Below are 18,019 nucleotides of genomic sequence, written 5' to 3' on the forward strand. Positions count from 1 at the left end.
TAACGCGGGATATGCGACCTCGCTGCCGGAAATCGGGCGTTTATTCCGCCGCGGGGGTCGCGGCCCGGGCGGTTGCAAAGCGGATCAACCGGCTGGCCGCCTCGGCGAAGGCGTCATCGGGTAGGGTCAGCGCCACACGGATATGGCCCGCCGCCGCATCGCCAAAGCTTTCGCCCGGCATGACGGCGATTTTCTCGGCATCGAGCAGGGCATTGGCAAAACCCTCGCCGGTCAGACCCGTGGCGCGGATATCCAGCATCGCATACATTGCGCCTTGCGCCGGGACCGCGCGGATCACCTGCTGCCCCGCCAAAAGGGCGTTCAGGATATCGCGGCGGCGGCGGAAGGGTGCGCCAATCTCAGCCTCGAATTCCGCGCCCAAGGAGAGCGCGTAAAGCCCGGCATCTTGGATGTAACCCGGGACGCCATAGGTCGTATGCGTCGCCAATGTGATCAGCCGGTCGATCACCTCCGCCGGCCCCGCAACCCAACCGAGCCGCGAGCCTGTCATTGCGTGGCTTTTCGACAGCGACCCAACCACAAGCGTTCGCTCCGCCATGCCGGGCAGGGCGCGCGGGCTGATATGGTGGCCATCCCAGACTTGCGTGTCATAGACCTCGTCGGAGATCAGCCAGAGGTCTTGCGCCTCGGCAACCTCCGCAATCCCGGCGATGGTATCGGGGGTGTAGACGACGCCCGTGGGGTTGTTGGGCGTGTTGATCAACAGGCTCCGCGCGCCTTGCGCGGCCTCCATCAGCACGTCTTGGCGTGGTTGGAACCCGTCTTCGGGGCGGGCTTGAACCGGGACCGCTTCTGCACCTACGGCGCGGATCGTGCCGGGATAGGTGGCGTAATAGGGGTCGATGAAGAGCGCGCGATCCCCTTGATCGCAGGCCGCATGGTGCGACGCGAAAAGCGCGGCCTGACCGCCCGGGGTGATCAAGATGTTGTCGGGCGTGGTTGGCACACCCGTCCGGTCGCGCAGGCGTTTGGCCACTGCCTCCCGAAGTTTCGGGATGCCGGGCACCATCGCATAGCCCGTATGCCCATCCCTGGCCGAGCGGAAGATCGCCTCCAGAATTCGGGGATCGGTGCGGATGTCATGCTCCCCAATCGTCAGCTCCAGCACCTCTTCGCCCGCCGCGATCATCGACCGGGCCCGAATGAAGAGGCCCCAGCCATCGTCTTCGGTGCCAGTGAGCGTGCGGATGCGGGTCGAGGGTTGCATCGGTATTCCTTGATCTTGGGACTCGGGCGCAGATGGGCACGGGGTAACACCGAAGGCAAGAGGCTTGATTCAGGTGCGCTCCGCGCGTATCACGAAGCCCATGATCAAGAAGATGACCCAGATTTGCGGGATTTGCATTCCCACCTGACATATGTCGGCGGGCCGGTCTTCTTTGTTTTCCTTACATCTTGAAGCTGCTAGGTCCGCCGGGCACCCCACGTCTGTGGACCGAAGAAGGCGAAAGTTGATGGTTGAGATCCGTCTGAAGAACACGAAAACCCGGACCGTGGAGCGGTTTGAGCCGCTCAATCCGACGAATGTGCGGATGTATGTCTGCGGGCCGACGGTTTATGATCGGGCGCATCTGGGCAATGCCCGGCCCGTGGTGGTGTTCGACGTTCTGTTCCGCCTTCTGCGCCAGGTTTATGGCGCGAATGCAGTGACTTACGTGCGGAACTTCACGGATGTGGAGGATAAGATCAACGCCCGCGCCGCCGAGACGGGGCGCCCGATTTCCGAGATCACCGAAGAGACGATTGGCTGGTATCTTGACGATATGGGCGCGCTTGGCACGTTGGAGCCGACCCATATGCCGCGTGCCACCGATTACATCCAGGAAATGGTCGATATGATCGCGGATCTGGTTGCCAAGGGCCATGCCTATGAGGCCGAGGGCCATGTGCTCTTTCGGGTGCGGTCCTACGAGGCCTATGGCACTCTGTCGGGCCGATCAGTCGATGACATGATCGCGGGCGCGCGGGTTGAGGTGGCACCCTATAAAGAAGACCCGATGGATTTCGTGCTTTGGAAGCCGTCGACCGAGGATTTGCCCGGGTGGGACAGCCCTTGGGGCCGGGGGCGGCCGGGCTGGCATATCGAATGCTCGGCCATGTCTTATGAGCTATTGGGCGAGAGTTTCGACATCCATGGCGGCGGGATCGACCTGCAATTCCCGCATCATGAAAACGAGATCGCGCAATCGTGCTGCGCCCATCCGGGCGGCGGGTTCGCAAAGGTCTGGATGCATAATGAGATGCTCCAAGTCGAGGGCAAGAAAATGTCCAAAAGCTTGGGCAATTTCTTCACCGTGCGGGACCTCTTGGATCAGGGTGTGCCGGGCGAGGTGATCCGCTTTGTGTTCCTACACACCCATTACCGCAAGCCAATGGACTGGACCGAAAAGAAGGCGAAGGAGGCCCAGGCTACCTTGCGCAAGTGGCGAACGCTGACAGCCGGAACTGAACCTGCCGCCAGCGCTTCTGCCGTAGTCATTGATGCACTCGCTGATGATCTGAATACGGCAGGTGCCGTCACTGAGTTGTATCGGCTGGCCACTGCCGGAGATGCGGCGGGGCTGCTCGCCTCCGCTCGTCTGATGGGGCTGTTGACCGACGAGCTAGGAGCTTGGTTTGCGGCGGAGCAGGAAATCGACAAGTCTTTTTTTGCAACAGAAGTTGATGCGCTGATGGCGCTTCGAAGCGAGCTCAAGGCCATCGGAAAGGATCGGTTCAAGTTAGGTGATCGCGAGGGCGGCGAGGAAGCCTTCGCGTGGTCCGATAAAGCGCGTGAGGCATGCGAGGAATTTGGTTTCGCAATAATGGACCTGCCAGACCGTTATGAATGGGAACTGGGTCCGAAATTGCGCGGGGTCGGTATGGTTAACACAGGTCTTGGCGGTCAGGTGGTTTCCACCAAAACCAAAGCTGATCTATGGGACGAGGTGTTGGAGCGTTTGAAAGTCTACCGTTTGGGTTTGAGAAGGCACATGAAAGAGCGGGATTGGTTGTGATGGATGCAAGCCAGTTGGGGCGTTGTCTGGGGAGGGATCTTCATGCCTGAGCGCCTTTATCTCTACGACACCACCCTACGCGATGGTCAGCAAACTCAGGGCGTGCAGTTCTCGACCCCTGAAAAGATCCGCATTGCCGAGGCGCTTGACGGGCTTGGGCTTGACTATATCGAAGGCGGTTGGCCCGGTGCGAACCCAACAGATAGCGGGTTTTTTGACGCTGCTCCGAAGACCCGCGCCACGATGACTGCCTTTGGAATGACCAAACGCTCCGGGCGCTCGGCCGAGAATGACGAGGTCTTGGCGGGCGTCCTCAACGCGGGCACATCGGCGGTCTGTCTGGTGGGTAAATCCCATGTGTTCCATGTGGAAACCGCGCTTGGGATCAGCTTGGAGGAAAATCTCGACAATCTCTTGAAGAGCTTTGCCCATCTGGTGGCGCAAGGCCGCGAGGCGCTGTTTGATGCGGAGCATTTTTTCGATGGCTACCGCGCCAATCCCGACTATGCGCTGTCTTGTCTGAAGGCCGCTTTGGAGGCGGGCGCCCGGTGGGTTGTGCTCTGCGACACCAATGGCGGGACCCTGCCCGAGGAAATCCACCGCGTGGTGCGCGAGGTGGTCGCGGCGGGTATCCCGGGCGATAAGCTTGGTATTCATACCCATAATGACACCGAAACCGCTGTCGCCGGGAGCTTGGCCGCCGTCGAGGCGGGCGCACGGCAAATCCAAGGCACGTTGAACGGGCTCGGTGAACGCTGCGGCAACGCCAATCTGACCGCGCTCATTCCGACGCTTTTGCTGAAAGAGCCTTACGCGAGCCAGTTCGAAACCGGGATCAGCGTCGATGCTTTGGAGGGTCTGACCCGGGTCAGCCGGATGCTGGACGATATCCTGAACCGGGTGCCGCAACGCCAGGCGGCTTATGTCGGTGCCTCGGCTTTCGCGCATAAGGCGGGGCTGCATGCCTCGGCGATCCTGAAAGACCCGACCACCTATGAACATGTGGAGCCAGGCGTCGTCGGCAATGCCCGGATTATCCCGATGTCGAACCAGGCGGGGCAGTCGAACCTGCGCCGTCGTTTGGCCGAAGCTGGACTGGACGTGGCCAAGGACGACCCGGCGTTGCCGCGCATTTTGGAAGAGATCAAGGCGCGCGAAGATCAAGGCTATTCCTATGACACGGCGCAGGCGAGTTTTGAGCTTCTGGCGCGGCGGCAGCTTGGCCGCTTGCCGCAGTTCTTTGAGGTCGAGCGCTACCGCGTGCTGTCGGAGCGGCGTCGCAATGCCAAGGGCGGGATTGTCGTGGCCTCCGAGGCGGTGGTGACTGTTCGGGTCAAGGGCGAGAAACGTACGAGCTTTTATGAGAATGAGAACCCTGCCGAAATCCAAGACGCTGGCCCCGTGAATGCTCTGGCGCAAGCGCTTGGGCAGGATTTGGGGGTCTATCAAAGCTATATCGACGACATACGGCTGGTCGATTTCAAAGTGCGGATCACCAATGGCGGCACCGAAGCGGTGACCCGCGTGATCATCGATAGCGAGGATGACACCGGGCGACGTTGGTCCACGGTGGGCGTCTCAGCCAATATCGTGGATGCAAGTTTTGAGGCGCTTTTGGAGGCGATCATGTGGAAGCTGGTCCGCGATGGAGCACCGGGAGCATGAGTGTCACGAAGGTCCTGTTCGCCTTGGATCAGCGGTTTTGGTTTGACCGCATCGGGCGCGCAGGTTTGCGTGCGCGCGGCGGTGTCGTGAGGCGGTGTAGGGCGGCATGAACAGCGCGTTTTTCAAATTGCACGCGGATTTGCCGCGCGAGGGCCCAGGCGAGACGGCGGATGTGGCCTGGGCGGCGGAGGTTGCGGGGGTCGGACCCGACGCTCGGATTTGCGATGCAGCCTCGGGGCCGGGCGGCGATATAGGCGCGCTGCTCCGGGCTGCGCCGGAGGGGCATGTGACGGCGATTGATGCCCATGCGCCGTTCATTGAGGCGGCTCAGGCCCGATTTTGGGACAATGCACGGGTCCACCTGAAGGTTGGGGATATGTCTGCCCTGGAGGGACCGTTCGACCTGATTTGGTGCGCAGGCGCGGTCTATTTTCTAGGGATCGAGACGGCGCTGTCGGCCTGGCGCGCGGCTTTGGCACCCGGCGGGGCGGTGGCATTTTCGGAGCCATGTTTCTTTACCGATAATCCATCAGAGGGCGCGCAAGCCTTTTGGCAGGGTGAGGGCGTTGTTGTGCGCGATGCGGCGGGCATTGCCGATCAGATTGCGGCGACAGGGTATCAGACGTTGGCGAGGCGGCGGCTCTCCGATGTTGCGTGGGAGAGCTATTATCGGCCAATGGAGGCGCGGATTGCCGCGCTGAAACCCGGGGCGGAGACCGCGTTGCAAGAAGTCCTCGACGAGGCCGAGCAGGAGATCGCCGGGTGGCGCGCGCATCGGGCGGAGACCGGGTATCTTTTGTCTGTGGTGCAGCCGCTATGACATTGGATGCCTGCGCCGCATTGGTGGAACGGGCCGACCCGGACCGGTTCTTGGCAACGATGGCGGCCCCGCCCGCGGCGCGCCGGGTGCTTTTCCCGCTTTATGCGTTCAATGTCGAGGTGAGCCGCGCGCCCTGGGTGACTGAGGAGCCGATGATCGCTGAGATGCGGCTGCAATTCTGGCGCGATGTGGCCGATGAGATCGGGGCAGGTAAGCCGGTGCGGGCGCATGAGATGGTTGCGCCTTTGGCGGCGATTTTGCGGCCCGAGGGTGCGCGGCTGTTGGACGAACTTGCGGCGGCTCGTCGGTGGGACATCTATAAAGATGCCTTTGAGGATCAGGCGCATTTTGATGCCTATCTGAACGCGACCAGTGGCAATCTGATCTGGGCCGCGGCGCGCGCCTTGGGCGCGGCAGATACAGCAGAGGCGCCGATGCGGGACTTCGGGTTTGCGATGGGCGTGGCCGGGATGCTGCGCGCCGTGCCTGAACTGGAAGCACGCGGGCGGGTGCCGCTTTTGGATGGCACACCGCAAGGCGTGCGCGATTTGGCCGGTCGTGGATTGGCGGCTTTGGCAGCAGCGCGTGCGCGCCGAGGGGATGTGCCAAAACTGGCGCGGCCTGCGCTTTATGCGGGATGGCGGGCCGAAGTGACGTTGAAGGCCGCGCAGGACCTGCCGGAGCGGGTGATCGAGGGCAAGCTGGATGAAAGTGAGTTTGCCCGGCGGGCGCGGTTGCTCTGGATCACCAGCAGCGGACGCTGGTAACCGGAATTTTCGAAAATTCCGGCACGAATTCTTGTAAGAATTCGGCTCTCTTCAGACTCAGGCGATTTCGCTTTGGGGACGCAGGGACAGCCAGATCAGGGCGGCACCCGCGAGGGTCAGGAACGGGATCATCGCGATATTGACGGCGGTCCAGCCCGCTTCTGCATCGACGCCCGAGGTCATCAAGATACCGGAGGTCAGCGAGGCGACAGTGACACATCCAAAGACCATGAAGTCATTCATGCCTTGGACGCGGCCCCGCTCTTCGGGGGCATGGGCGGATTGCAACATCGCGGTTGCACCGATGAAGCCGAAATTCCAACCCACGCCGAGCAGGATCAGGGCACCGAAGAACTGGTAGAGTTCAACCCCGGTCAAGGCGATGACCCCGGCCCCGGCCAAGAGGAAAAGGCCGATAGCGACGATCCGGGTTGCGCCGAAGCGGGCGATCAAATGCCCGGTGAAGAAGGAGGGGGCGAACATCGCGATCACATGTGCCGACACGATATCGGCGGCATTGCCGGTGGTGAACCCGCAGCCAACCACGGCCAGCGGTGTCGAGGTCATCATCAGGTTCATCAGCGCATAGGCGACCATGCCGCAGATCACCGCCACAGCGATGCGTGGATCGCGCAGAAGGTCGAGCCGAGAGCGCGCCGGGGCGGCACCGGGTTTGGGTTTTGGCGGCGTCGGCAAATCCAGGAACAGGAACATCGCCATGCCGACGAGGTTGATCAATAGAGCCACGGCATAGGTGCCCATGAAAGGCACGACCGTCATATCGGTTGTGACCTTTACGAGCTGCGGACCGATTAGGGCGGAGATCAGGCCGCCGGCCATGACATAAGAGATGGCTTTGGGGCGGAAGGCTTCCGACGCGGTATCAGCGGCGGCGAAACGGTAGAACCCTTGCGCCGACATATAGATGCCGGTGAAATAGGAGCCGATCAGGAAGATCGGGAAACTGTCGATATAGAGCCCATAGGCCGCGACCATCGAGCCGATGGCCCCGCCGATCGCACCGACAAAGAACCCAGTTTTTCGGCCAAAACGTTGCATCACCGATGAGAGCCACGGCGCTGTGGTCATAGACCCAAAGACGATGAGCGAAATGGGCAGTGTGGCGAGCGCCGGGGTTGGGGCGATCATCAAGCCGGCCAGACCGCCGACCACAAAGATCATGGTGATCTGGCTGCCCAAGATCGCTTGGGCGGCAACCAGGACCGCCACATTGCGCTTGGCGCGGGTGTCGTCGATTAGGATGTCGGGGGCGGTCGCGTCACTCATGGCGCAAGGCGTATCGCAGCGGTTGTGCGGGGTCCAGTCACATGTGAGATGTGAGGGCGTAGGAGCGAGGGGCCAGCCCCTCGCGCTCCCCGGGATATTTTTGAAGCAGAGAAGGGGCAGATGCGGATACGGGATGCAGCGGATTTAGAGCGGGGGGCGGCGGCGCTTGTGCGTTTGGAGCCGCGGTTTGGGCCTGTTTTATCAGAGGTGGGCGATTTGCCCTTGCGGTTGCGCCCGGATGGGTTTGCTGCGCTGTTGAATGCGATTGTCAGTCAACAGGTGTCGACCGCCTCTGCGGGGGGCGGATGGAGGCGGCGGGGCTGATTGACGCAGCGGCGGTGCGGGACGCAGAGGAAGCCGCGCTGAAGGCGATGGGGTTGAGTCGCCCGAAGATGCGCTATGCCCGGGCACTGGCCGAGGCGGATCTGGATTATGCCGCGCTTCGGGAGATGTCGCCCGCGGAGGTGGTGGCCGCGTTGGTCAGGTTGCCAGGCATTGGCCGTTGGACTGCGGAAATCTATGCGAAATTCTCGCCTGGTCATGCGGATGTGTTTGCGGCCGGTGACCTGGCGCTTCAAGAGGCGGTGCGGCTGGTTTTTCACCTGGAGGCGCGGCCAAGCGAGGCGGAATTGCGCGAGATGGCCGAGGCTTGGGCGCCTTGGCGCGCGGTTGCTGCGCGCGCGCTTTGGGCCTACTACCGGCTGGCAAAAGGCCGAGAGGGGATCAGGTGACACGCGTATTGGATTTTGGGCGCAAAGACGCGCAATCGGGCCAGACCGACAGTTTGGTGATTTTCCTGCATGGCTATGGCGCCGATGGGAAGGACCTGTTGGGTTTGGCCGATCCGTTGGCACCGCATTTGCCGAACACGATGTTTGTTGCGCCGGATGCGCCCGAGCGTTCGGCGATGAACCCGATGGGGTTTCAGTGGTTCCCGATCCCGTGGATCGACGGATCGAGCGAGGAACAGGCCGAGGCGGGCATGGCGCGCGCGGTGGAAGATCTGGATGCATTTTTGGATGCCGTGATGGATGACGAAGGGGTCGCTGCAGACCGGGTGGCCTTGGTGGGGTTCAGTCAGGGCACGATGATGAGCCTGCATGTGGCGCCGCGCCGGGAGGCGGAGTTTGCCGGTGTCGTAGGATTTTCCGGGCGGCTCCTGTCGCCGGAAACGCTGGCCGATGAGGTGAAGAGGACGCCGCCGGTGCTGTTGATCCATGGCGATCAGGACGATGTGGTGCCGCCGCAAAGCCTGCCCGAAGCGGCGGAGGCGTTGCAGGCTGCGGGGTTCGATGTCTATGCCCATATTATGAAGGGCACAGGCCATGGGATCGCGCCGGATGGGTTGAGCGTGGCTCTGGCCTTCTTGCGGGAGCGGTTCGGGATCGAAAGCTAACGCAAAGGGCCTTTAAGAGGCCCAAAGCTTTGGCTCTGCGAACTCGATCGAGTTGCCCGCAGGGTCGCGGGTATAAAGCGAGCGCGCGCCATTCGGCCAATGAAAATCGGATTCGATGTCATGGCCTGCGGCGTCCAGCACGGCACGGATGGCGGTGATCTCTGCATCAGAAGCTGAAAAGCACACATGGCCAGGGCCAGTCGCGCCATGAGGTGGCACTGGCAGAGCGTCCGGCGCTGGCGGATGACGCGTTTGCGCCGGGTTGAAGATCAACAGGATGGTCGCGCCGACGCGAAAGAAGACATGCCGATCCCCCGCGCGCATTAGACGGGGCAGGCCCAGGACCGTGCCATAGAACTGCTCGGCGGTATCAAGATCGTCGACATAAAGGGCGGCTTCGAGAATGCCGGAGAGCTCTGGTGTGGCGTTGGTCATAGGCACAGCGTAGCGCGCCGCAGCTTTCGATGCCAGAACCTGTGGATAACGTCACAAATCTGTCAGAGAGCGTCTGTATCTCTTTTCATGCAAACCACAGCATATTGCGGGGGTTGTCAGAGGCGGAAGCCTATATATAGTCATGACAATGCTGGAGCGGGGCTCTCGCTCTGGTGCCGAGATTGCGGCAGGCAGTGCGAGAACGGAGTCACATATGACCCTAGTTGGCGACGGCGATTTCAGGACCAGCTTCGTGAGAGAGGCAGGCGGGCTGCGGCAGCACCCGGCCTTGGTTTTGAATGCCGATTATCGGCCGCTTTCCTATTATCCTTTATCGCTCTGGCCTTGGCAGGATGCGATCAAGGCGGCGTTTTTGGATCGGGTGCAGATCGTTGCGGAATATGACGAGGTGGTGCGGAGTCCGACAACGGTGATCCGAATACCCTCGGTCGTGGTGTTGAAAGACTATGTGAAACCTCAAAAGCGCGTGGCCTTCACGCGCTTTAATTTGTTTCTGCGGGACGAATTCAGCTGTCAGTATTGCGGCGGGCGGGGGATTTGACCTTTGACCATGTGGTGCCGCGCGCCCGGGGTGGGGTGACGTCTTGGGAAAATGTGGTCGCCGCCTGCTCGCGCTGCAATCTCAAGAAGGGCTCGAAGAGCTTGCGACAGGCGGGGATGGCGCTGCGCAAACCACCACGGCAACCGGCATCGGAAGAACTGCGCAATACGGGCCGGAAATTCCCGCCAAACCACTTGCATGAAAGCTGGCTCGATTTTCTCTATTGGGATGCCGAACTGGAGGCGTGACGGGGCCGGATCGGGCTGCTAGCGTCGGCCCGACCAAAGGAGGCGCTGCCCATGTCCGATCCGTTTTTCTCTCCCCCTCCGGGACTGACTTGCCGCGCTATGCGGGGGTGCCGAGCTTCATGCGCTTGCCCTATCTGACGCCGGACGATCCGCGCCGGGCGGAGGTGGGTATCGGGTTTTTCGGGCTGCCTTGGGATGGGGCGACGTCAAACCGGCCTGGCGCCCGGCATGGGCCGCGCGGGCTTCGTGATGCCTCGACGATGATCCGAGCGATGAACCGAGCGACCGGGCAGTTGCCGTTCGAGGCGGCGGCCTGTGCCGATCTGGGCGATGTGGCAATGAACCCGGTGGATCAGGACCAGGCCATGGGTGACGCGGAAGCGTTTGTTTCCAAAGTCTTAACGCAAGACATTCGACCGATCATGGTGGGCGGTGACCATCTTTGCACGCTGGCCGTCTTACGCGCACTCAAAGCGCAGCGGGGCGCGCCCTTTGGCCTGATCTTGCTGGACAGTCACACCGATCTTTACCCGGCCTATTTCGGAAGTGAGACGCTGACCCATGGAAATCCATTTCGCCAAGCCGTCATTGAAGAGTTGATCGACCCGAAGCGCAGCATGATGATCGGGATGCGCGGCACATCCTATAACAACGAAGACTTCGAGTTCGGCCAAGCGCATGGCCTCAAGATCGTCCCGATCGAAGCGTGTTTTGAGCGCGGATTTGATGCGGTGATGGCGGAGGCCCGTGAGATCGTGGGCGATAACCCGACCTATGTGAGCTTTGATATCGATTTCATTGATCCGACCTATGCGCCAGGAACAGGAACACCGGAGATTGGCGGCCCGACCAGTTTTCAGGCAGTCCAATGCGTCCGGGCGCTGCAAGGGCTCAATATCATTGGTGCCGATCTGGTCGAAGTCTCGCCGCCATTCGACCCATCGGGGGGGACGTCTTGGGTCGGGGCTTCAATTCTGTTCGAGTTGCTCTGTGCGATGCTGCCAAAATAGCCGGGCTTTGAGACAGATTTACGCGGCGCGGCTGAAAACCGCGTCTGCGCCACGCGGTGCCATTGTGATGGCGGTTGAGTTTGCTAGACTTGATGTGCCGGGGCCTGTATGAACGGGTCTGTGGCATAGTTAGCGCTAACATTTGCCATATCCGAGGCGGCAAACTTCAGGAGAACACATGGTTTCGCGCGTTATTCCGGTGGATCCCTTCGATCTGGTGATTTTTGGTGGCACCGGGGATTTGGCCCGACGGAAGATCTTGCCGGGGCTGTATCGACGCTTCTGGGCCGGGCAGATGCCCGAAGGCTCCCGCATCATTGGCGCAGCCCGTTCGGAGCAAGACAGTGCCGCTTGGCGGGACTTCGCGCGCGGGGCGATTTTGGAGTTCGTCTCCAAGACGAAGCACGACACGGCCATGATCGACGCCTTCCTGGAGCGGTTGCACTATATTCCGGTCGATGCGCGTGGTGACGGCGGCTGGAAAGAACTGGCCGGGATGATGCGCGGTGATGTGATTCAGGCGTTTTATTTCTCGGTTGGGCCGGGTTTGTTTGGTGATCTCGCAGAACGTCTGCACCGCTTTAAGATCGCCTGCGAAACCTGCCGAGTTGTTGTGGAAAAACCCTTTGGCCGGGATCTTGAGACGGCCCGTGCGTTGAATGCGACCTTGGCGGCGCATTTCCAGGAAGAGCAGATTTACCGGATCGACCATTATCTTGGTAAAGAGACGGTTCAGAACCTGATGGCGGTGCGGTTTGCCAATGTGCTTTTCGAACCGCTCTGGAACGCGCAATATATCGACCATGTGCAAATCACCGTGGCCGAAGAGGTTGGCGTTGGGGGGCGGGGTGGCTACTACGACAAATCGGGCGCGATGCGCGATATGGTGCAGAACCACCTGATGCAGCTTCTTTGCCTGACGGCGATGGAGCCGCCAAGCCGGTTTGAACCCAATGCGGTGCGTGATGAGAAGCTGAAAGTGATCCGGGCGCTGGACCCGCTTGGCCAAGCCGACATCGTGCGCGGGCAATATGCGGCGGGGGCGGAGCCGTCCTATCTGGAAGATGTTGACGACCCCGAGAGCCGGACCGAGAGTTTCATTGCCTTGAAGGTGCATGTGGCGAATTGGCGCTGGAACGGGACGCCATTTTACCTGCGCACGGGCAAGCGGATGAAGGCGCGGAATTCCGAGATTGTGGTGCATTTCAAAGAGCCGCCGCATTCGATTTTTGATGCCGATGCAGGGAGCCGCGCCAATGTGCTCTCGATCCGTTTGCAGCCCGATGAAGGCATGGACTTGCGCGTGACGATCAAAGAACCGGGGCCGGGCGGCATGCGGCTGGTCGATGTACCGCTCGATATGAGCTTCGCCGATGCGTTGGGGCCAGAGGCCGCGGATGTGCCGGACGCCTATGAGCGCCTGATCATGGATGTGATCCGGGGCAATCAGACGCTCTTCATGCGGGGCGATGAGGTGGAGGCGGCCTGGGCCTGGACCGATCCGATCATCGCGGAGTGGACGGATCGGGGCGACCGACCGCTGCAATACGAGCCGGGGAGTGCCGGGCCGGAAGACGCGTTGATATTGTTGCACCGCGATGGGCGGCGCTGGCGGGAGATTGCACCATGAGACATCTGGTTGAATACCCTGATCGCGACATGATGATGTTGGATTTGGCGGATATGCTGGCCGGCGAACTGGCCGATTGCCTGCGCCGCCATGAGAGCGCCAGCTTCTGTGTACCGGGAGGCTCAACGCCGGGGCCAATTTTCGACGTGTTGAGTGAGCAAGCGCTGGATTGGGACCGGGTTGCGGTGTTCCTGAATGATGAGCGGTGGGTGGCTGAGGATGATCCGCGGTCGAACACCCGGCTTCTCAAAGAAAGACTTTTGATATCAAAAGCCGCCAAGGCAAACTTGATCCCACTATACGCGCCAGCGGCGGCGCCAGAAGATGTCATCAATACACTCGCGGTCGGATTTGAAGGGCATCTGCCGATCTCGGTTCTGGTCCTCGGCATGGGGGCCGATATGCATACAGCGAGCCTTTTCCCTGGTGCGGACCGGCTGGCGGAGGCGATGGCGAGCGACGCGCCGGTCTTGATGCCGATGCGCGCAGAGGCGGCGGGCGAGCCGCGGATCACGCTCACCGCGCCGGTGCTGAACGGGGCGTTGTCGAAACATATCGTCATCTTCGGGACCGAAAAGCGCGCGGCGTTGGAGCGGGCGGCCCATCTCGACCCGATGGACGCGCCAATTCGCGCGGTCTGGTCCGATGCCACGGTACATTGGGCCGAATAGTCACATAAAGGAAGAGCGGCCATGTCGATTTGGGATGAGCTGAAGGCCCAGCGTGCGGCAAAGTCCGGACGCCGGATCTTGGACTTGTTTGAGGATGAGAGCCGAGCGGAGAGCTTTTCGCGGCGGAGCGACGGGTTGCTGTTCGACTTCTCCAAAACCGCGATTGATGGCGGGGCTTTTTCGCTGTTGCTGGAGTTGGCGCGGAGCGCAGAGGTGGAAGCCAAGCGCGACGCGATGTTTGCGGGGGATCGGATCAACGAAACCGAGAACCGCGCGGTGCTGCATTCCGCGCTCCGCGCGCCGGGTGGCGCGATCAATGTAGATGGCCAAGATGTAATGCCGGGCGTGTTGGAGACACGGGCGCGGATGGCGGCCTTCGCCGAGGCGGTGCGTGACGGCGGCGAAACCGGGCAGGGTGGGTCTTACACGGATGTGGTCAATATCGGCATTGGCGGCTCCGATTTGGGGCCCGTGATGGCCACATTGGCGCTCGCGCCGTGGCATGATGGGCCGCGCTTGCATTACGTCTCGAACGTCGATGGGGCGCATATTCAGGATACGCTTAAAGGGCTCGATCCGGCGCGGACCTTGGTGGTGGTGGCCTCCAAAACCTTCACCACGATCGAGACCATGACCAATGCCGAAACCGCGCGCACCTGGATGGCAGAGACTGTGGCGGACCCGGCGGCGCAAATTGTGGCCCTCTCGTCAGCGACCGAGAAAACCGGTGCCTTTGGCATTCCGCCGGAGCGTGTCTTCGGCTTCGAAGATTGGGTCGGGGGGCGCTATTCGCTTTGGGGGCCGATTGGGCTTGGCATCATGCTGGCCGTGGGGTCTGAGGCGTTTGAACAGATGCTGGCCGGTGGGCACGCGATGGACAGGCATTTTCGTGAGGCGGATCTGGCCGACAACATGTCGGTACTCCTGGCGCTGGTCGGGATTTGGCACAATCAGGTCTGCGGTTATGCCACCCGCGCCGTCTTGCCCTATGAACAGCGGTTGCTGCGATTGCCCGCCTATCTTCAGCAGTTGGAAATGGAGAGCAATGGCAAGCGCGTGGCGATGGATGGCAGCGATCTGGCAACCCATAGCGGGCCGGTCGTTTGGGGCGAGCCCGGGACCAATGGTCAGCATGCGTTTTATCAGTTAATCCATCAGGGGACGCGGATCGTGCCCTGCGAGTTCCTGCTTGGCATTGAGGGGCATGAACCCGAACTGGCGCATCAGCACAGGCTGCTTGCGGCCAATTGTTTGGCGCAATCGGAGGCGTTGATGCGGGGGCGCACGCTTGATGAAGCGCGTGCCCTGATGGCCGCGAAGGGGCTCGACGGCGCAGAACTGGAACGCCAGGCCCGGCACCGGGTTTTCCCCGGGGACAGGCCCTCGACAACACTGCTCTATCGGCAGCTCACGCCGTTTGTGCTGGGCCAGATCATCGCGCTTTACGAGCACCGCGTGTTTGTCGAAGGCGTGATCCTTGGGATCAATTCCTTCGATCAATGGGGCGTGGAATTGGGCAAAGAACTGGCCGTCGCGCTGGAACCGGTGCTTGCGGGGGTTGCCAGTGGGGCCGACAAAGACGGATCGACGCAGCAACTTGCCCGGGTCTTGCGAGATGGCGGTCTTTAAAAATGATTAGAGATTTGGAGCGGGTAACGGGAATTGAACCCGTAACTTAAGCTTGGGAAGCTCGCGTGATACCTTTTCACCATACCCGCAGAGATGTACCGGATAAGCCGCAGACCTCGGCAGGTCAAGGGGCATCACGACAGCCAGCCCAATTGCACCAACCCGCCCCAAGCCAGATGCCAGATTACATAAAACCCGAGCCGCATGGACAGCATGGCCAGAAAGCCGAAACGCAGAAATATACGTAATTGCAGCAGGTTAAAGAGCACTATGTAAGTCGCGATGAAGATGGTGATGATCGGGTCAGTTTGGGAGATGCCGACTTGCAGCGCCGCTTCTAATGTTGCAACCACGAGGCAGCAGCGCATCCTCCATGCGCCGGGGCCAAGCGGCCATATCAGGGCCAAAAGAGCCAGAGGCAGAAGGTGGAGCGCCGTCTCCGCCAGAACCGCCATCCCGGCGTAGTAAAACGGGGCGGCGGGCCATGGTACGTGCAGGTCGGGCGCAAATGGCTCCGCGACAAGATCAAGACCAATTGGCAAGAGCGCGAAACTGCTGCCCATTAGCAGGAGTCGGAAATAGGGCACGGGCCCGCGCGTCTGGCCTGCCCGGCCGCCGCGGCGGTCGAGGATGACGAGCGCGGCCGCGCCAAGCGGTGCCAGGCCTACGAGAGCCGCCCAAGCTGGCCATGCGCCGAAGAAACGTTGGCCTGCCTCTGGGGCGGTGATCTCAACATAGCCCAAGGCCAAGCATGCGGCGGCGACGCAGATCAAATATGCCGGGAGATCGCGCGCCGCCTGTCTCATCGGTCACACCCTGCTAGGCCCGCCGCCGTCGCCTCCGCCCGCCGCCATTGCTCCCCGATTGCGCACCAGACGCGCCAAAATGCACATCCGGCAGCGGCGCGACCTTGGCGAGATCCGGGAACGGATCGGTCGCGTGTGGGATCGCGTTGGCATTGACAAAATGCTCTTGGAATTTCGGCTCTACAGCGGTTTCGATCTTGTGAATCTCGCCCACGGTCTGTTCGATCTTCTGCCGCGCCGTGCGATTGCAAAGCGCGATCCGTGCGCCATGCCCGGCGGCGTTGCCCGCGCTGGTCACCTTGTCGAGCGGGGCATCCGGGATCATGCCCAGAACCATGGCGTGTTTCGGGCTGATATGGGCCCCGAAGGCCCCGGCCAGGACCACGCGGTCCACGCGGTCCACCTCAAGCTGATCCATCAATAGCCGGGCACCGGCATAGAGCGCCGATTTGGCCAGTTGGATGGCGCGTACATCGCCTTGTGTCACCGTGATGCGTGGCCCGCCATCGGCGCTTCCGTCGTGGATTAGATAGGCGTTGGTGCGGCCTTCGGGCTCGGCGCGGGCCGTGCCAGTCTGTTCGGCCGATCCGATCAGGCCCGACGGGTCCAGGAGGCCCGCCATGCGCATCTCGGCCACCGCTTCGATGATGCCCGAGCCGCAAATTCCTGTCACGCCGGTGACGGCTGTCGCTTCGGCAAAGCCCGGATCGTCGGACCAAAGATCGCTGCCGATGATGCGGAACCGTGGCTCCTTGGTGTCTGGGTCGATCTCGATCCGCTCAATTGCGCCGGGCGCGGCGCGTTGGCCAGAACTAATCTGCGCCCCTTCGAAAGCCGGGCCGGTGGGGGAAGAACAGGCCAGCACCTTCTCCTTATTGCCGAGTAGAATCTCGGCATTTGTGCCAACATCCACTACCAAGACCAAATCCTCGGACTGGTTCGGGGCCTCACTCAGCGCCACTGCGGCGGCATCGGCGCCCACATGGCCCGCGATACAGGGCAGCAGATAGACCTGCGCCTCGGCATTGAGCGCGGTTAGGTCGAGATCGCGGGCGGGTAGGGTGAGGCTGCCAGAGGTCGCCAGCGCGAAGGGGGCCTGGCCCAATTCGACCGGATCAATGCCCAAAAACAGGTGATGCATGACCGGGTTACAGACAATGACCGTTTCCATGATCAGGTTGGCGTCAATCTCCGCATCGGTGGCGATTTCGCTGGCCAATGTGTTGATCGCCTCACGGACCGCATTGGTCATCTCGACGTCGCCACCCGGGTTCATCATCACATAGGACACCCGGCTCATCAGGTCTTCGCCGAAGCGGATCTGCGGGTTCATCAGGCCAGAGGAGGTCCGCACTTCGCCGGTCACCAAGTCACACAAATGCGCCGCGATGGTCGTCGAGCCCAGATCAATCGCGAGGCCATAGAGCCCGCCCTCATGCAAGCTGGGCCAGACATCCAAGATCATGGTTTTGTCAGAATTTGCAGGGGTATGGAGGGCGACGCTCACCTTCCATTCGCCTTTGCGCAGGGCCGGCTGCAACTTGCGCAAGACGGGCAAGCCCGCAGTGACATTCTCAATCTGCCACTGCTCTCTCAGCGCGTCTTGCACACGTTCCAGATCGCCGGATGGCTCATGCATATCCGGCTCTTGCACCTCGATCAGCACCAATCGCGTGGCCGGATCCATCGTGATCGGTCGGGCGGAGGCCGCTTTGCGGACCACTTGCCGGTGCACCTGGCTTTCCGGCGGCACGTCGATCACCGCGTCGCCTTGAAGGGTCGCTTGGCATCCGAGGCGGCGGCCTTCTTTCAACCCGCGCACGCGGTCATACCGTTCCTCGACCGCGTTCCATTCCGACAGGGCGGTCTCGCTGACCGTGACGCCATGTTTCGGGAAATCGCCGAAGGAGGGGGCCACTTGGCATTTCGAACAGATGCCGCGCCCACCGCAGACCGAGTCCAGGTCGACGCCCAATTGCCGCGCGGCGGTCAGAATCGGCGTGCCGACCGGAAAACGACCGCGTTTGCCCGAAGGCGTGAAAATAATGAGAGGGTCCTGGGTCATAGCTGCGCCAC

At 61.7% G+C, this 18,019-nt stretch carries 14 protein-coding genes, 1 tRNA gene and 2 pseudogenes; 11 read left to right on the plus strand and 6 right to left on the minus strand.

All coding sequences use genetic code 11. The features are described from left to right. Positions 1–40: 40 nt before the first annotated feature. Entirely contained in the window at positions 41–1,228 is a 1,188-nt protein-coding gene (locus tag QTA57_RS12940) for a pyridoxal phosphate-dependent aminotransferase (RefSeq protein WP_290151870.1), read from the minus strand. A 247-nt stretch (positions 1,229–1,475) separates the two neighbouring features. Between QTA57_RS12940 and cysS the strand changes: the two genes are divergently transcribed. From cysS to QTA57_RS12960, 4 genes are all read left to right on the plus strand, one after another. Beyond that, on the plus strand, positions 1,476–3,017 hold the full coding sequence (cysS, locus tag QTA57_RS12945) for a cysteine--tRNA ligase (protein WP_290151871.1): 1,542 nt from the start codon (positions 1,476–1,478) through the stop codon (positions 3,015–3,017). Positions 3,018–3,059: 42 nt separating this feature from the next. After that, entirely contained in the window at positions 3,060–4,682 is a 1,623-nt protein-coding gene (cimA, locus tag QTA57_RS12950; RefSeq protein ID WP_290151873.1) for a citramalate synthase, read from the plus strand. A gap of 106 nt (positions 4,683–4,788) precedes the next feature. Further along, positions 4,789–5,502, plus strand: a complete 714-nt coding sequence (locus tag QTA57_RS12955) for a class I SAM-dependent methyltransferase (RefSeq protein ID WP_290151874.1) — start codon at positions 4,789–4,791, stop codon at positions 5,500–5,502. Then, positions 5,499–6,269 (plus strand): squalene/phytoene synthase family protein, encoded by a 771-nt coding sequence (locus tag QTA57_RS12960; RefSeq protein WP_290151876.1) that lies wholly within the window; start codon positions 5,499–5,501, stop codon positions 6,267–6,269. Before QTA57_RS12955 ends, QTA57_RS12960 begins: the two co-directional genes overlap by 4 nt. A 57-nt stretch (positions 6,270–6,326) precedes the next feature. Here the strand turns inward: QTA57_RS12960 and QTA57_RS12965 are convergent, their stop codons facing one another. Then, positions 6,327–7,556 (minus strand): MFS transporter, encoded by a 1,230-nt coding sequence (locus QTA57_RS12965; protein WP_171559561.1) that lies wholly within the window; start codon positions 7,554–7,556, stop codon positions 6,327–6,329. Positions 7,557–7,676: 120 nt separating this feature from the next. Between QTA57_RS12965 and QTA57_RS12970 the strand changes: the two are divergent. Both QTA57_RS12970 and QTA57_RS12975 read left to right on the plus strand, forming a co-directional pair. Further along, a pseudogene (locus QTA57_RS12970) lies at positions 7,677–8,287 on the plus strand (DNA-3-methyladenine glycosylase family protein). Continuing rightward, complete coding sequence (locus tag QTA57_RS12975; protein WP_290151877.1) at positions 8,284–8,952, plus strand: alpha/beta hydrolase; 669 nt, start codon at positions 8,284–8,286, stop codon at positions 8,950–8,952. Before QTA57_RS12970 ends, QTA57_RS12975 begins: the two are co-directional and overlap by 4 nt. Positions 8,953–8,964: 12 nt before the next feature. Here QTA57_RS12975 and QTA57_RS12980 read toward each other — a convergent pair whose 3' ends face one another. Continuing rightward, a complete protein-coding gene (locus tag QTA57_RS12980) occupies positions 8,965–9,387 on the minus strand; it encodes a VOC family protein (protein ID WP_290151878.1) in 423 nt (140 codons plus the stop codon). Between the two features lie 214 nt (positions 9,388–9,601). Between QTA57_RS12980 and QTA57_RS12985 the strand changes: the two are divergent. The 5 genes and pseudogenes from QTA57_RS12985 to pgi all read left to right on the plus strand — a co-directional run bounded on the left by QTA57_RS12985 (position 9,602) and on the right by pgi (position 15,137). Then, positions 9,602–10,197: pseudogene (locus QTA57_RS12985) on the plus strand (HNH endonuclease). 119 nt (positions 10,198–10,316) lie between these two features. After that, positions 10,317–11,207: an agmatinase gene (locus QTA57_RS12990; protein WP_290151879.1), complete on the plus strand. Its 891-nt coding sequence runs from the start codon at positions 10,317–10,319 to the stop codon at positions 11,205–11,207. Positions 11,208–11,385: 178 nt separating this feature from the next. Next, entirely contained in the window at positions 11,386–12,837 is a 1,452-nt protein-coding gene (zwf, locus tag QTA57_RS12995) for a glucose-6-phosphate dehydrogenase (RefSeq protein ID WP_290151880.1), read from the plus strand. Further along, positions 12,834–13,508, plus strand: coding sequence for a 6-phosphogluconolactonase (pgl, locus tag QTA57_RS13000; protein ID WP_290151881.1), 675 nt, complete (start codon positions 12,834–12,836; stop codon positions 13,506–13,508). The genes zwf and pgl overlap by 4 nt, the downstream gene beginning before the upstream one ends. Positions 13,509–13,529: 21 nt before the next feature. Next, positions 13,530–15,137: a glucose-6-phosphate isomerase gene (gene pgi, locus QTA57_RS13005; protein WP_290151882.1), complete on the plus strand. Its 1,608-nt coding sequence runs from the start codon at positions 13,530–13,532 to the stop codon at positions 15,135–15,137. 15 nt (positions 15,138–15,152) lie between these two features. On the opposite strand, the gene QTA57_RS13010 is transcribed toward pgi, so the two are convergent. The 3 genes from QTA57_RS13010 to QTA57_RS13020 all read right to left on the minus strand — a co-directional run bounded on the left by QTA57_RS13010 (position 15,153) and on the right by QTA57_RS13020 (position 18,008). Further along, positions 15,153–15,226: transfer RNA gene (locus tag QTA57_RS13010), tRNA-Gly, on the minus strand. Positions 15,227–15,271: 45 nt separating this feature from the next. After that, positions 15,272–15,943: a hypothetical protein gene (locus QTA57_RS13015; protein WP_290151883.1), complete on the minus strand. Its 672-nt coding sequence runs from the start codon at positions 15,941–15,943 to the stop codon at positions 15,272–15,274. Positions 15,944–15,956: 13 nt separating this feature from the next. Then, entirely contained in the window at positions 15,957–18,008 is a 2,052-nt protein-coding gene (locus QTA57_RS13020; RefSeq protein WP_290151885.1) for an ASKHA domain-containing protein, read from the minus strand. Positions 18,009–18,019 lie beyond the last annotated feature (11 nt).

The sequence above is a fragment of the Fontisubflavum oceani genome, from assembly GCF_030407165.1.
GTDB classification, from domain to species: domain Bacteria; phylum Pseudomonadota; class Alphaproteobacteria; order Rhodobacterales; family Rhodobacteraceae; genus Rhodophyticola; species Rhodophyticola oceani.